Here is a 14,399-nt window from a genome sequence, read left to right on the forward strand (position 1 = left end):
ATCAGCCATTTTTACCATTGATACAATCACCCCTACCTACAAATACCTATGTCTTTTCAAGCGTATATCGACAACATCCGGGCAAAAACTGGCAAAGGACCAGACGATTTCATCAAACTTGCCGGAGAAAAAGGGTTACTTAAACCGGGTACCAAAGCAGGCGCAATTGTGGCCTGGCTTAAAGAAGATTTCGATTTAGGACACGGGCACTCAATGGCGATCTACAAACTCTTTAAAGATTCGGGTTTGGTTTAGCTCGATTCATTGACGAAGCTCGCATTTGTTTGTATAAACTTTGGACGCTGAAGCGTTATGAAGGCGCTCTACGCTACTTTTGCGTTTTAGCTGAACGCTCCAATTCTGCGCCCGTGCCTGTTCTATTTCGCTTCGTATGCTTGTTTTTGGTTGGTTATTCAGCCTTCGGACAATCCACGCGACAGCATACACTCCTAACGATTCGGGACAATCTGATGTACATTCCAGTGAAAGTGAATGGGCGCGGACCGTACAATTTCTTATTAAATTCTGGAGTTACGGGAACGGCTCGTATTGATCGTCATTTGGCAAAAGAACTGGGGTTGAATATTGTAGGTTTCCAGCAGAACACTTCTGGCACTCAGGTCAAGCGGGAATTTTTGGTAGCTGTCAACCAACTTAACATTGACAATATCAGTCATTCTGCGCTTCAACTGGCTGTCGATGATTATAATCCAGTCGCTAAGCCGCAGCTTACGGATGGAGTAATCGGGCAGAATTTCTTTGATGGTTATCTGATTACCATTGACGGCCCAAATCATCAGTGGCTGGTTACGAACGATACGTTATCCCGTCAGGGAAAAGGTATTCTTATTTATTCAAGAGCATTCGTTGTTGGCGGAACAGTCGGCCCCAAAGTCATGGCTTTCAATCTGGATATCGGCTCGAATCACGCGCTGCTCTTCCCCAAATCTTCATTAGTGGGCGTTCGTTACACGGATACGGGCAATCAGCAGACGCTTACGCAGGGAACCACAAATTTTATTTTACAGGAAGCCATTATTCATGATGAAATCGTACTGAGTAATTTGCGATTAACCGACCAGAAAGTATATTATTCGGACAAGGTTCATCAAATCAGTGTCGGCACTGCTTTTCTGAAAGACCATGTTGTTCGCTTTGATCAACGCAAAAAACTGATTCGAATCGATTAATCATCTGCCTAAAAAGATTCTTTACCTATGCCTTTTCAGATTACCACAGAATTACTGGACACATCCAATCCGTCAGAATCATTTACAGCCTATGTCCTTCAAAATCAGGAGACAGGCGAATTCATTCGTGTTATTCCGGAGTTTGGCGGCATCCTTCATAAACTAGTTTTGCGAAAGGGAGATCAGCTAGTTTCGCTTCTCAAAACTCCCGGCTCAACGCAGGCGCTACAGCAGGATAATACCTACGCCAGTGCTTTTCAGTTTCCATTTGCCAGTCGAATTCCAGGAGGATTATACACGTTCGACGGACAGCAGTATGCTCTTCTTATCAACGAAATCGGTCACAATAATGCGATTCATGGCTTGGTTCATAAGAAACTATTCACAGTAGCTGATCAGACTGCAATAGACGCCCACGCGAGCATAACGCTTCAATACGAATACCTTGGCGATGTAGCTGGTTATCCGTTTCCGTTTCGGTTTCAGGTCACGTATACGCTAACGGATTATCTTTCTGGTTCTGCTTTATCGATCCGCTATAACGTAACCAACACAGGTACAAAGCACTGTCCCGCCGGATTTGGCTGGCATCCGTACTTTACCCTTGGAAACAGCTCGGTTGATGACTTGACGATAACTTTGCCAGCGCGCTCGGCAGTCATGCTGGACACGGATTTGCAACCCGTTGGCTATCAACCTGAAGAAGAGTGTTCGACAATTCATTTACGTAGTCAGGAGCTAGACAATGTATATGCGCTTACGCCTACTGAAATAGGCACTGCCGAAACTAAGTTGGCATCTCCCAACGATGATTTGCAACTGGTAATTGGTCAGGAAACAGGCGTAGGAAAGCTGTCTTACCTGATTTGTTACACTCCTTCCAGCCGAGATTGTATTGCAATTGAACCCCAAACGGCAAATGTCAATGCGTTCAATACGGGCGATGGGCTAACAATTCTTGAACCGGGCGTCCAACTGACAGGTAGCATCCGGGTTCAACTGGTTTAACCTGCCAATTCACAAATGAACATGACGGTCTGGTATTTAACGGATTTAATAGGTATTGGTGTATTCGCTATTTCGGGGACGTTATCAGCGCTGAACAAAAAAATATACCATGACCTGTTCGCTCTGTTTTTCATTAGTTTTTTTACCGCCGTCGGTGGTGGAACACTGCGCGACATCATAATTGATGCTCACCCACTCGCCTGGATACGAGACCCTAACTATTTGATCGTCATCATTATCAGCGTAGTTATTGCCGCAGTATGCCGTCGGTGGTTTCTGGGTGGACTGAAACGACCTTTGCTAATTTTCGATACCATTGGAGTCGGCATTTATACCATTCTGGGAATGCAAAAGGCGCTCGCAGCTGGTGTAAATGAGTGGGCTGCTATGCTCCTGGGAATCGTATCAGCGCTATTTGGCGGGGTCATTCGGGATACACTGGTGAACGACCTCCCCGTTATTTTTGATCGTCAGCTCTACGCAACTCCCTGCCTGACAGGCGCTATCTTTTACCTATTAGGTCGTTCATTATCCATCGATCCAACGCTGAATTTTATGATCTCAGCAGGTACAATTACATTATTTCGATTAATCGCCATTCGCAAAGGATGGTCCTTACCCCGAATCAATAATTAATAGGTGTTATGGAATATAATACCCCAGATTGTGCTTGATTTCTTTCAAGACGAACGTACTGTTCAACACACCAATGTTCTCGATCTGAGAAAGTTTGTTCTTGACAAAATCGTGATATTCGGTTAGGCTGCCAACGTGAATCTTGAGCAGGAAATCGACCTGACCAGCCATATGGTAACATTCCTGCACTTCTTCTAACTTCTGTACTTCCTGTTCAAAACTGTCGATAAATGCTTTATCGTGGTAACGCATCGACACTTGACAGAACGTTGTAATAGGTTGTCCTAACAAACTTTTGTCCAGAACAGCAACATACTGCTTGATGAAACCTAAACCTTCCAGCCGTTTGATCCGTTCGTAAATTGGGGATAGCGTTAGACCAAGTTGAGCGGCTAATTCCTTCGTTGTCAGCTTCGCATCTTTTTGTAAGAGTCGGAGCAATTGTTTGTCAATATCGTCCAGTGATTCCATGCCGAAAATTTTTCTACAACCGAATATAACAAGAAATCGATTCAGTGATTTTATCTATTAATAAGCGTATTGTCGACAATATTCACTGATTTTTTTAAGATTATTCGGTCAATTATCTATAAATATAACTTTGTACCATAAATCACTAACACTTCATCAACAAAATTTTTCTTATCCGTTTCCTGAGTTTCAATTGATTGACTATGAAACGAGACACTATTTTAATCATCGGTGCAAATGGGCAAATCGGCACCGCTCTCCTACCCCGACTACAGGCCCAATTTGGCGTTAATCATGTTATTGCGTCTGACCTTCGTAAAACGCAATCGGAGCAGGGCATTTTCGAACTCCTCGACGCAACAAAGCCTGACGCCTTAACCGAAATCGTCCGTCGGTACCGCGTTACCCAGATTTATCACCTGGCGGCTGTATTATCGGCAAAAGGCGAAAGTGATCCCCTTTGGGCCTGGAATCTGAATATGCAAACGGTGCTCAACGTACTGGAAGTAGCTCGGCTGAATAAGGTCAAAAAGGTGTTTATTCCCAGCTCGATTGCGGCATTCGGCGAACACGCGCCTAAATACGATACTCCACAAATGGCGTTTCTGGACCCGGCAACAGTGTACGGCATTAGCAAAGTTGCTACCGAAAACTGGTCGATGTACTACCACAAACGATATGGGCTGGATGTTCGCTCTCTGCGGTATCCGGGCGTAATCAGTTACCAGTCCATGCCCGGTGGTGGTACGACAGACTATGCCGTCGCGATCTTCCACGAAGCGGTCCAGGGACATGATTTTGAGTGTTTTCTGTCGGAAGATACGCTTCTGCCAATGATCTATATGGACGATTCACTACGGGCTACGCTGGAATTGATGGATGCGCCCGAATCGAAAATAAGCGTTCGAACGTCTTACAATTTGGCAGGAATGAGCTTTACCCCCGCCGAGCTAACAGCCGCCATTCAAGTGCATTTTCCGAACTTTACTACGCACTACAAACCTGATTTTCGGCAGGCAATTGCCGATTCGTGGCCTAAAACCATCGACGATTCTGTAGCCGAGCAGGATTGGGGCTGGAAACCAGCGTTCGACCTGCCCCGAATGACACAGGAAATGATTACTCATCTGACACCGGTTTATCAACCACTCGTCGCAACTCACTAATTCTTATGTACGGAACGATCAAAGAACAACTTCAGCAGGAGCTGGACAGCATCAAAGAAGCCGGTCTGTATAAGTCCGAACGAATCATTGTTTCGCCCCAATCGTCGGTGATTGCTATTCACGGCGGGCGTGAAGTACTTAATTTCTGTGCGAATAATTACCTCGGTTTATCCTCACATCCAGATGTTGTAGCGGCTGCGCACGATACACTGGATACGCATGGTTTCGGGATGTCGTCGGTGCGTTTTATCTGTGGTACACAGGATATTCATAAAGAATTGGAGCGTCGAACGGCTGAGTTCGTTGGTGCAGAAGATTGTATTCTGTATGCGGCTGCATTCGATGCCAACGGGGGTGTTTTTGAACCAATCCTGAATGAACAGGACGCCATTATTTCCGATGAATTAAATCACGCGTCGATCATCGATGGAATCCGGTTATGCAAAGCGAAACGGTTCCGCTACAAGCACAACGACATGGCTGATCTGGAAGCGCAGCTAAAAGCGGCTGCGGGTTCCCGCCGGATTTTGATTGTTACGGATGGCGTTTTCTCAATGGATGGCACCATTGCCCAGCTCGATAAAATCTGCGATCTGGCCGATCAATACGATGCAATGACGATGGTCGATGAATGCCACGCGAGTGGTTTTATGGGTAAAACAGGACGCGGCACACCTGAATTCCGGAACGTTCTGGGTCGTATTGACATCATTACGGGTACGTATGGGAAGGCGCTGGGAGGTGCCTCGGGTGGCTTTACAGCAGCTCGCAAAGAGATTGTTGAGATGCTGCGTCAACGTTCGCGTCCCTATCTGTTTTCCAACACATTAGCGCCATCCATCGTTGGCGCGTCATTGAAAGTGCTCGATATTCTGGAAGGCTCAACGGCTCTGCGAGACAAACTGGAAGCCAACACGAAATACTTCCGCGAAGCCATGACGTCTGCCGGTTTCGATATTCTGCCGGGCGAACATCCAATTGTACCAATCATGCTTTATGATGCTCCACTAGCGCAGAAATTTGCGGCTCGTCTGCTGGAAGAAGGCATCTACGTAATTGGTTTCTTCTACCCAGTCGTTCCGAATGGCAAAGCCCGGATTCGGGTACAAATTTCGGCGGGTCATGAGATGGAGAATCTGGAAAAAGCCGTAGCCGCTTTTACTAAAGTCGGCCAGGAACTGGGCGTTATTCCAACAGCAGAATTAGCGAAGTAAACGATTTTTATAGGGAGCAGGGATTTTTAGGATGGCTATGATCATCGTAAAAATCCCTGCTCTATTTTTGTCTTTATGCGCCTATCAATCACAGTGCTTCTTTGGGTTAGTCTGGCTCTGTCTGCATTTGCACAGACCAAACCTTCTTCATTTAGTGGCTATCTCAACAATCGCTCACCACTTCGTCCCAATCCGTATATCGAATTACCGCTGGGCGCGATTCAGGCACGGGGATGGCTGACAGAAATGCTGATTCGGCAGAAAACGGGTGCAACGGGGCAACTCGATGAGCTTTATCCGCTCGTTATGGGCAAGCGAAATGGCTGGCTCGGGGGTGATGGCGATCAGTGGGAGCGCGGACCATACTGGATTGATGGATTACTGCCGCTGGCCTATCTACTGAAGGATAAAGATCTAATTGCCAAAACCAAACCCTGGGTCGAGTGGGCAATCAATAGCCAGCAGCCGAACGGATATTTTGGTCCGCTGAAAGATTATCCAAATGAGCCGGGTGTTCAGCGCAATAATTGTCAGGACTGGTGGCCTAAAATGGTGATGCTGAAGATATTGAAGCAGTATTATTCAGCTACAGGCGATCAGCGCGTCATCAAGCTGATGACCAATTATTTCCGGTATCAATTACAGGAGTTGCCTAATCACCCGCTCGATCACTGGACGTATTGGGCGCGTTTTCGTGGGGGCGACAACTTGATGGTGGTGTATTGGCTCTATAACCAGACCGGCGACAAGTTTTTGCTCGATCTGGCCGAACTAATTCACAAACAAACGTTTGACTACACTAACGGCTTTCTGAGTACAAATATGCTCAGTCAGCAAGGGAGTATTCATTGCGTCAACCTGGCGCAGGGTTTCAAGGAGCCGCTGGTGTATTATCAACATCATCCGGATCAAAAATACGTCGACGCAACGAACAAAGGACTGGCTGATCTTCGACATTACAACGGTATGGCCCATGGCATGTATGGCGGAGACGAAGCCTTACATGGGAATAATCCGACACAGGGATCGGAGTTTTGTAGTGCGGTTGAGATGATGTTTAGTCTCGAAAGTATGCTGAATATCACGGGCAATGTAGCCTACGCCGATCAATTGGAGAAAATCGCGTTCAATGCGCTACCCACACAGGCCAGCGACGATTTTATGAGTCGGCAATATTTCCAGCAGGCAAATCAGGTGATGCTTACGCGGCACGTTCGCAACTTCGGCGACAACCACGGTGGCACAGATGTCTGCATGGGATTACTGACGGGTTATCCATGTTGTACGTCGAATATGCACCAGGGTTGGCCTAAGTTCACGCAAAATTTGTGGTACGCCACCGGAACACAAGACCCAGTCAATCAGGGATTAGCCGCGCTGGTTTATGCGCCTAGCGAAGTCAAAGCGTACGTTGCCGGAGGCAAAGAGGTGACGATTGCAGAAGAAACAAATTATCCATTCAGCGAAACCATCCGGTTTACTATCACGACAGAAAAAAGTATAAAATCCGTCAATTTCCCGTTCCACCTTCGCATTCCGGCCTGGTGCAAACAAGCGACAATTTCTGTTAATGGGGCCGTAATTCAGGAAATCGGGGGTAATCAAATTGTACCTATACAGCGTACCTGGAACTCCGGCGATGTAGTGGAGCTACGTCTTCCAATGTCGGTATCGAAAAGTAAATGGCATGAAAATTCCGTTGCCATTGAGCGAGGTCCATTAACGTACGCGCTGAAAATTGGAGAAGAATCGCAATTGGTTAAAAACGAGCGCGATCCAATTGCCTATGGCAGTGAGTACACAGAGGTTCGTCCAACAACGCCCTGGAACTATGGCCTGATCGCGATACCCGACAATAAATTGGAAGAAGCCACTAAAGTAACGGTCCAATCACAAGTTGCGGCTTATCCCTGGAATACCGCCCATGCGCCATCTGAAATTCGGGTAAAAGCCCGGCGCATTCCTTCGTGGACGCTCTATAACGACATGGCGGGTCCAATTCCTTACAGCAGCATTTACGGCATGGAATCGGTCAAAGAGGAAGAAGAAATTGTGTTGATTCCGTACGGTTGTACGACCTTACGCATTTCGCAATTTCCGGTATTGAAATAGTTTTTTGTCCTCGTGACCGAAGAAAAGGATTTCAACGTATCCTCACTTGAGTGTTAGTAAACAGCAAGATCCCTCTCTATGGTCAGAAGGACAAAGAAAACCAGGATAGGCATCTGATTTTCAAACATCTATGTATCCGTATTAAGTAATACATCTGCAACTTACTAATCTTGCCCAATACAAGTTACATACCCTTTTATCCACCTCGCACAACCAGTTCAGGTTCCAAAATAATTTTTTGCAGATCGTTTCTATCTAACGTACCATCGTTAATTTTTAGAAGAATTTGGGCAGCGGTAAACCCGATTTTATAAGGATGCTGCTCGATGGATGCTAAGGGCGGATGCTCCAGATAGGAAGTGAGCGGGAGATTGGAAAAACTGACAAACGAAATATCCTGATTGATTCGCTTTCCCCGACTTCGGCACACCTGCATCGCATCCAGGGCTACGTAATCATTAAAGGCCAGAACGGCATCTGGATGGGCCGATGTCAGAAGTTGTATCATCTTTTCAGCGATATCAGCAGTAGTCAGATCAACCCGTTTAATAAGCGAATTTTCAACTGGTAATTTCGCTTCGATCAACGCCTTTACATACCCTCGATAACGCTCTTCACTGGCCACCAGCGGTTGAGGGCCATTCAGCAAAGCAATTCGTTGACAACCACGCTGAGCTAGCCAGTTTGTGGCATCAAACGCACCTTCCTCGATGTTGCATTCGACCTGGTGCGTGTTGATTTTCGGCGGAATACGATCAAACAAAACGACGGGTATGCGACGATCGAGCAAACGCTGAATATGGTCGAATTGCTGCGATTCTTTCGCAACAGACATCAACACGCCATCGACCTGATTCGACGCCAGCGTTTCCAGAATCTGTTTTTCCCGATCGTAGCGATCATGCGACTGATACAGCGCCACAGTCGAATGAGCCGCAAAAACCACTTCTTCAATGCCATTCACTACTTCTGAAAAGAAATTCTCCCGAATCTCGGGCAGTACTACGGCAACAACTCCGGTTTTCCCCTGACGCAGATTCCGCGCCGTTATACTGGGAATATATTGCAACTGCTCCGCCAATTTCCGAACGGCCTCCCGCGTTGTTTGGCCAATTCGTGGATTATTCTGGAGGGCGCGCGAAACCGTGGAAGGTGAAATCTTTAACTGACGGGCAATTTCTTTAATCGTAATCGCTTCTTTCATTCGGCGGATTGATCTCTTTAACAAAGTACGTATTTCAGCCATCAATCTGAAACTTTTACCCACTTCTTCCTTAACAGGAACTTGGTGTTCTACCGGCACAAAGCTCACACTACTTTTGTTACAGGTTCGCAGAACCGAATACAACTTCAATAAAATTAATTGCTCATGGATTTAAAATTAACAGGCAAACGGGCGTTTATCAGTGGCTCTACAGCGGGTATTGGTCTGGCAACCGCCCGGCGACTTCTGGCCGAAGGGGTCGAAGTGATCATTAACGGCCGCACTTCCGATGGTGTAGAGGAAGCGGTGGATATGTTGAAAGCAGAGGATGAAACGTATGTTGTCTCTGGCCTGGCGGCTGATTTTGGGAATGCAGATGACGTAAACGCGTTGATAGCGGCCTTGCCAGAAATAGACATTCTCGTCAATAACGCGGGAATTTTTGAACCGAAACCTTTTGTCGACATTCCAGACGAGGACTGGTTCCGTTTTTTCGAAACGAATGTGATGAGTGGAATTCGCCTATCCAGACATGTCTTTCCCGGCATGTTAGCCAAAAACTGGGGGCGCATTATTTTTATCTCTAGTGAATCCGCCGTGTTTATCCCCGACGAAATGATTCACTATGGAATGACCAAAACAGCCCAGTTGGCCATCAGTCGTGGCCTGGCGGAACTGACAAAAGGAACGAACGTCACGGTAAATTCTATTTTGCCGGGCCCTACCAAATCCAGAGGTGTAGGCGGTTTCATCGAAGACCTGGCCAAAGCCGGAGGAAAAGAAACAGCGGACGTAGAAACTGATTTTTTCAAGAACATGCGCCCTACCTCGCTCATCCAGCGATTTGCTTCCGTAGAAGAAGTCGCCAACACCATTGCCTATTTTGCAAGTCCGTTAGCCTCAGCGACAAACGGCGCATCCATCCGGGTAGACGGTGGCCTTGTGAGGTCCATTGTATAGATGCGGTTTATTAATTAGAAACCGCAATTGATTCAAATAAACTAGTTTACGATGAAAGCAGTAGGATTTAAAACATCATTGCCGATCCAGGAAGCGGAAAGTTTCATTGACTTCGAAACAGACATACCCACACCCAGCGATCGACAACTTCTGGTGAAAATAAACGCGATTTCCGTCAACCCGGTCGATTTTAAAATTCGCCAGAATAGTGCCAAAGACACAGTACTGGCTGAACCTAAAGTAATTGGCTGGGATGCCGCTGGAGTGGTCGAAGCCGTGGGTGATAACGTAACGCTGTTTGCCGTAGGAGATGCCGTTTACTACGCTGGCGACATTACAAAGCCCGGAAGCAACGCTGAATATCAATTAATTGACGAACGTATCGTCGGTAAAAAACCGGCTTCGTTGACGAATGAAGAAGCAGCCGCTATACCACTAACCGCCCTAACCGCCTGGGAGATTTTATTCGACCGGATGCGCATTAGCGTCGATAAAGACAAGGGCAAATCGCTGTTGATTATTGGGGGAGCTGGAGGAGTGGGGTCCATTGCTATTCAGATTGCCAAAAAAGTGGCTGGCTTAACCGTTATTGCCACGGCCAGCCGTCCTGAAACTATTGCCTGGTGTCAGCAGATGGGAGCCGACTACGTAATAAATCACAACGATTTGGTAGCAGAGGTCCGTAAAGCTGGCTTTCAGTACGTCGATTTCATTGTTGATTTTGTGGATACGAACCTCTATTGGGATGCAATGGCTGATCTGATCAAACCACAGGGTCACATTGCTTCCATTACGGGCTCCTCAAATCCAATTACCCTTAATAAACTGAAAAACAAAAGTGCCAGTTTTTCGTGGGAATTTATGTACACGCGCTCTACGTACCAGACCAACGATATGATTGAGCAGCACTTTATTTTGGACAAGGTCAGTAAATTGCTCGATGACGGTACGCTGGTCACGACTTTACAGGAAACCTTACATGGTTTATCGGCCGATAATCTAAAAGCTGCCCACGCCAAACTGGAATCTGGCAAAACGATTGGAAAGGTCGTTATCTCGTACTAGAACCACAGATCATTACCATTTTTTGTCCTCCTGACCGAAGAGAAGGATCTTAAGGTTTCCAGAAATTCAACTAAGGACACTTTAAGATCCTTCCCTACGGTCAGGAGGACAAAAAAATGACAAATAGAATTCTATAAACCACCCGTCTGCCTACAAACCCCGATTATTTTCAATTTTAGACAAACGTTTGCACACGCTAAAGCAACCGTTTGCGCACCCCTAAATCACCATTTTGTTAGCGACGCAGTTGCTTACCTCTTGACGTTCCTTGTTCAAAGCGCTAATTTTCAATCAGTTTTTCTAGATAACTGATCCGTTTTTCGTGTCTTTTAAGCGCTCCTACCCATGACAACCCGTCGCTCTTTTCTACGGTCAGCCGCTTTAAGTACTGCTGCTGCCCCGTTTATTCCCGCATTATATAATTCAAGCTTAGCGGCCAATCAACCCGCCCCTCTAGCCAAAGTTCGTCTGGCCTTTATTGGCGTTGGCCTGCGCGGTCGGAATCACGTTCAGCAGGCCCTTTACCGGCCCGATGTCGAGATTACCGCCATCTGCGACATTTCGGCGGATGCTATCGCTAAAACGAATGCGATGATTGAGAAAGCGGGCCGTAAAGCGCCAGTAGCCTACACAAAAGGTGACGAAGCGTTCAAGGATATGCTCAAACGTGACGATATTGATGGAGTTGTGATTGCGACGCCCTGGGAATGGCACGTTCCAATGGCCGTAGCAGTCATGAAAGCGGGCAAATACGCGGGGGTAGAAGTATCGGCTACGGTAACATTGAAAGAATCCTGGGATTTGGTCGATACGTTTGAGAAAACAGGTTCCCACTGCATGATCCTGGAAAACGTCTGTTATCGTCGCGACGTCATGGCGATTCTAAATATGGTTCGTCAGGGCATGTTTGGCGAAATGACATATGCACACTGCGGCTACCAGCACGATTTACGAAATATAAAATTTAACGACGGTAAAGGACACGGGGTAGGTGCTGAATTTGGGAAAGGCGCCTTCTCGGAAGCCAGTTGGCGCACTCAACATTCCGTCGACCGAAACGGTGATTTATACCCAACCCATGGGCTAGGGCCTGTAGCGCACTGGCTCAATATCAACCGGGGAAATCAGTTTGTTCGCCTAACCTCAATGGCCACCAAAAGCCGGGGACTGCATAAATATGTCGTTGATAAAGGTGGAGAAAATCACCCGAACGCGAAGGTTAATTTCAAACTAGGCGACGTTGTGACAACGATGGTCGAGTGCGCGAATGGGGAGAATATCATGATTATTCACGATACCAATTCACCCCGCCCCTACTCGCTTGGTTTCCGGGCGCAGGGAACGCAGGGTATCTGGATGGATGATAACGATATGATCTATCTGGAAGGAACCAGCCCCAAACCACATACCTGGGAGCCTTTTCAACCCTATCAGGACAAATACGATCATCCACTCTGGAAGCAACACGCACAAACGGCTCAAAATGCAGGCCACGGCGGTATTGACTTTTTCGTACTCCGTGGATTTATCGAATCCATTAAGAATCAGGTTGCTCCCCCCATCGATGTATACGACGCTGCCGCCTGGAGCGCCATCAGTCCTCTGTCGGAAGAAAGCATAGCCAAAGGCAGTAAACCCATCGATATTCCGGATTTCACCCGGGGCAAATGGAAAACAAACAAACCCATTTTCGGGCTTACTGAGGTGTATTAGGTCAAGTTAATCCGCGAGTGGCTACAATTTTTGGTTAGTACAATAGGTTGGTTGCATGCATGACGCGGTCAGTATAGAAAGGCCGCGTCATCATTTTACTTGGTAATTATGAGAAAGCCTTACCTCCGATTTTCACTCCTAATCCTCTTTCTGGCAACCGGCTGGCTATTAACAGGCTACGCACCCCATGCCCCGCGCCCCTTGCCACATGCCAAACTCCCAAACATCATCTACATCTATGCTGATGATATGGGCTACGCAGAATTAGGTTGTTATGGACAGCAAAAAATTAAAACGCCGAATCTGGATCAGCTTGCCCGGGAAGGCATGCGCTTTACCCAGCATTATACGAGTATGCCCGTTTGTGCGCCCGCCCGTTGCATGCTCATGACGGGCAAGCACGGTGGGCATTCCTACATCCGGGGTAACTACGAGATGGGCGGCTTTCCTGACTCACTGGAAGCCGGGCAAATGCCGTTATATCCGGAGGCATTTACCATTGGCAAAATGTTGCAGCAATCGGGTTATAAAACGGCGTGCATTGGTAAGTGGGGAATGGGCATGGCAAACACCACCGGCGATCCGAACAAACAGGGATTTGATTATTTCTACGGCTATCTGGATCAGAAACAGGCGCACAATTATTACCCAACGCACCTCTGGGAAAATGGCAAATGGGATAAGCTGAACAATCCGGTTATCAATGTCCATAAGAAATTAACGCCCGAAACCGCTACGCCCGAGGCCTTTGCCTATTACCGGGGCAAGGATTATGCTATTGATAAAATGGCTCAGAAAGCGCAGGCATTTGTACGCGCCAACAAAGATCGGCCTTTCTTCCTGTATCTGCCATTCACAGTTCCCCATGTATCGCTCCAGGCACCCGAAGCGGCTGTAAACGAATACATTGGCAAGTTCGACGAGAAACCGTATCTGGGCGAGAAGAGCTATGCATCAACGCCTTATCCACGTGCTACCTATGCCGCCATGATCACGTATATGGATAAGCAGATTGGCACCCTGATGCAATTACTGAACGAACTGAAACTGGCTGAAAATACCATCGTCATGTTTTCGAGCGATAACGGCGCTACATTCAACGGTGGTATAGATGCCGTTTATTTCAACAGTGTAGGCAAGTTACGGGGGTTGAAGATGGATGTGTATGAGGGTGGTATTCGGGAACCGATGATAGCCCGCTGGCCTAGTAAAATCAAGGCTGGGCAAATCACCGATCATGTATCGGTTCAATATGATTTACTGGCTACACTGGCCGATTTGGCTGGTTATAAACAACCGTTCCAGACAGATGGCCTTTCGTTTTTGCCTACATTACTTGGTCAGACCTCGAAGCAGAAAAAGCACGACTTTATCTACTGGGAATATCCCGAAAAAGGCGGTCAACTCGCCATTCGGATGGGTAATTGGAAAGCAGTGAAAACGGATATGCGTAAAAATCGCAAAGGTCCCTGGGAACTCTATGACCTCAGCAAAGACGAAAGCGAAACGATTAATGTAGCGGCCCAACACCCTGACCTGCTTAGACAGTTTGACGCTATTGTTGCCCGAGAGCATACACCTTCACACATTAACGAGTGGGAAATTGTGACTCCGAAACAAACCGCTGGTGGCATGTAGTCATCAAACTAGCCCTACATAA

Annotated in this window: 13 protein-coding genes; 11 read left to right on the forward strand and 2 right to left on the reverse strand. The window is 47.0% G+C overall.

Going from position 1 to position 14,399, the window contains the following annotated elements; genetic code table 11:
- Positions 1 to 48 precede the first annotated feature (48 nt).
- From ACYVE4_RS14580 to ACYVE4_RS14595, 4 genes are read left to right on the forward strand one after another with little or no spacing between them, the layout of a single operon-like run.
- The gene (locus ACYVE4_RS14580) at positions 49 to 255 is read left to right on the forward strand and encodes a DUF4287 domain-containing protein (protein WP_461040885.1); all 207 of its coding nucleotides are present in this window, start codon (positions 49 to 51) and stop codon (positions 253 to 255) included.
- 29 nt (positions 256 to 284) lie between these two features.
- Positions 285 to 1,190: an aspartyl protease family protein gene (locus ACYVE4_RS14585; RefSeq protein ID WP_461040886.1), complete on the forward strand. Its 906-nt coding sequence runs from the start codon at positions 285 to 287 to the stop codon at positions 1,188 to 1,190.
- A 27-nt stretch (positions 1,191 to 1,217) separates the two neighbouring features.
- A complete protein-coding gene (locus ACYVE4_RS14590) occupies positions 1,218 to 2,198 on the forward strand; it encodes an aldose epimerase family protein (protein ID WP_461040887.1) in 981 nt (326 codons plus the stop codon).
- A gap of 15 nt (positions 2,199 to 2,213) precedes the next feature.
- Positions 2,214 to 2,834: a trimeric intracellular cation channel family protein gene (locus tag ACYVE4_RS14595; RefSeq protein ID WP_461040888.1), complete on the forward strand. Its 621-nt coding sequence runs from the start codon at positions 2,214 to 2,216 to the stop codon at positions 2,832 to 2,834.
- Positions 2,835 to 2,840: 6 nt separating this feature from the next.
- Here the strand turns inward: ACYVE4_RS14595 and ACYVE4_RS14600 are convergent, their stop codons facing one another.
- The gene (locus tag ACYVE4_RS14600) at positions 2,841 to 3,305 is read right to left on the reverse strand and encodes an Lrp/AsnC family transcriptional regulator (RefSeq protein ID WP_461040889.1); all 465 of its coding nucleotides are present in this window, start codon (positions 3,303 to 3,305) and stop codon (positions 2,841 to 2,843) included.
- Between the two features lie 203 nt (positions 3,306 to 3,508).
- On the opposite strand from ACYVE4_RS14600, the gene ACYVE4_RS14605 reads away from it, so the two are divergent.
- The 3 genes from ACYVE4_RS14605 (at position 3,509) to ACYVE4_RS14615 (ending at position 7,797) form a co-directional block, all read left to right on the forward strand.
- Positions 3,509 to 4,471 (forward strand): NAD-dependent epimerase/dehydratase family protein, encoded by a 963-nt coding sequence (locus tag ACYVE4_RS14605; RefSeq protein ID WP_461040890.1) that lies wholly within the window; start codon positions 3,509 to 3,511, stop codon positions 4,469 to 4,471.
- A gap of 5 nt (positions 4,472 to 4,476) precedes the next feature.
- Positions 4,477 to 5,685: a glycine C-acetyltransferase gene (kbl, locus tag ACYVE4_RS14610; protein WP_461040891.1), complete on the forward strand. Its 1,209-nt coding sequence runs from the start codon at positions 4,477 to 4,479 to the stop codon at positions 5,683 to 5,685.
- Between the two features lie 75 nt (positions 5,686 to 5,760).
- Positions 5,761 to 7,797 carry a beta-L-arabinofuranosidase domain-containing protein gene (locus ACYVE4_RS14615; RefSeq protein ID WP_461040892.1) on the forward strand — a complete coding sequence of 679 codons (2,037 nt, stop codon included), beginning with the start codon at positions 5,761 to 5,763 and terminating at the stop codon, positions 7,795 to 7,797.
- Between the two features lie 196 nt (positions 7,798 to 7,993).
- Here the strand turns inward: ACYVE4_RS14615 and ACYVE4_RS14620 are convergent, their stop codons facing one another.
- Positions 7,994 to 9,001 (reverse strand): LacI family DNA-binding transcriptional regulator, encoded by a 1,008-nt coding sequence (locus tag ACYVE4_RS14620; RefSeq protein ID WP_461040893.1) that lies wholly within the window; start codon positions 8,999 to 9,001, stop codon positions 7,994 to 7,996.
- A gap of 165 nt (positions 9,002 to 9,166) precedes the next feature.
- Between ACYVE4_RS14620 and ACYVE4_RS14625 the strand changes: the two genes are divergently transcribed.
- From ACYVE4_RS14625 to ACYVE4_RS14640, 4 genes are all read left to right on the forward strand, one after another.
- Positions 9,167 to 9,961 carry an SDR family NAD(P)-dependent oxidoreductase gene (locus ACYVE4_RS14625; RefSeq protein ID WP_461040894.1) on the forward strand — a complete coding sequence of 265 codons (795 nt, stop codon included), beginning with the start codon at positions 9,167 to 9,169 and terminating at the stop codon, positions 9,959 to 9,961.
- Between the two features lie 51 nt (positions 9,962 to 10,012).
- The gene (locus ACYVE4_RS14630) at positions 10,013 to 11,026 is read left to right on the forward strand and encodes a zinc-binding alcohol dehydrogenase family protein (protein WP_461040895.1); all 1,014 of its coding nucleotides are present in this window, start codon (positions 10,013 to 10,015) and stop codon (positions 11,024 to 11,026) included.
- A gap of 345 nt (positions 11,027 to 11,371) precedes the next feature.
- On the forward strand, positions 11,372 to 12,739 hold the full coding sequence (locus ACYVE4_RS14635; protein WP_461040896.1) for a Gfo/Idh/MocA family protein: 1,368 nt from the start codon (positions 11,372 to 11,374) through the stop codon (positions 12,737 to 12,739).
- A 108-nt stretch (positions 12,740 to 12,847) separates the two neighbouring features.
- Entirely contained in the window at positions 12,848 to 14,377 is a 1,530-nt protein-coding gene (locus ACYVE4_RS14640) for an arylsulfatase (protein WP_461040897.1), read from the forward strand.
- Positions 14,378 to 14,399 lie beyond the last annotated feature (22 nt).

Source organism: Spirosoma harenae (genome assembly GCF_054776975.1).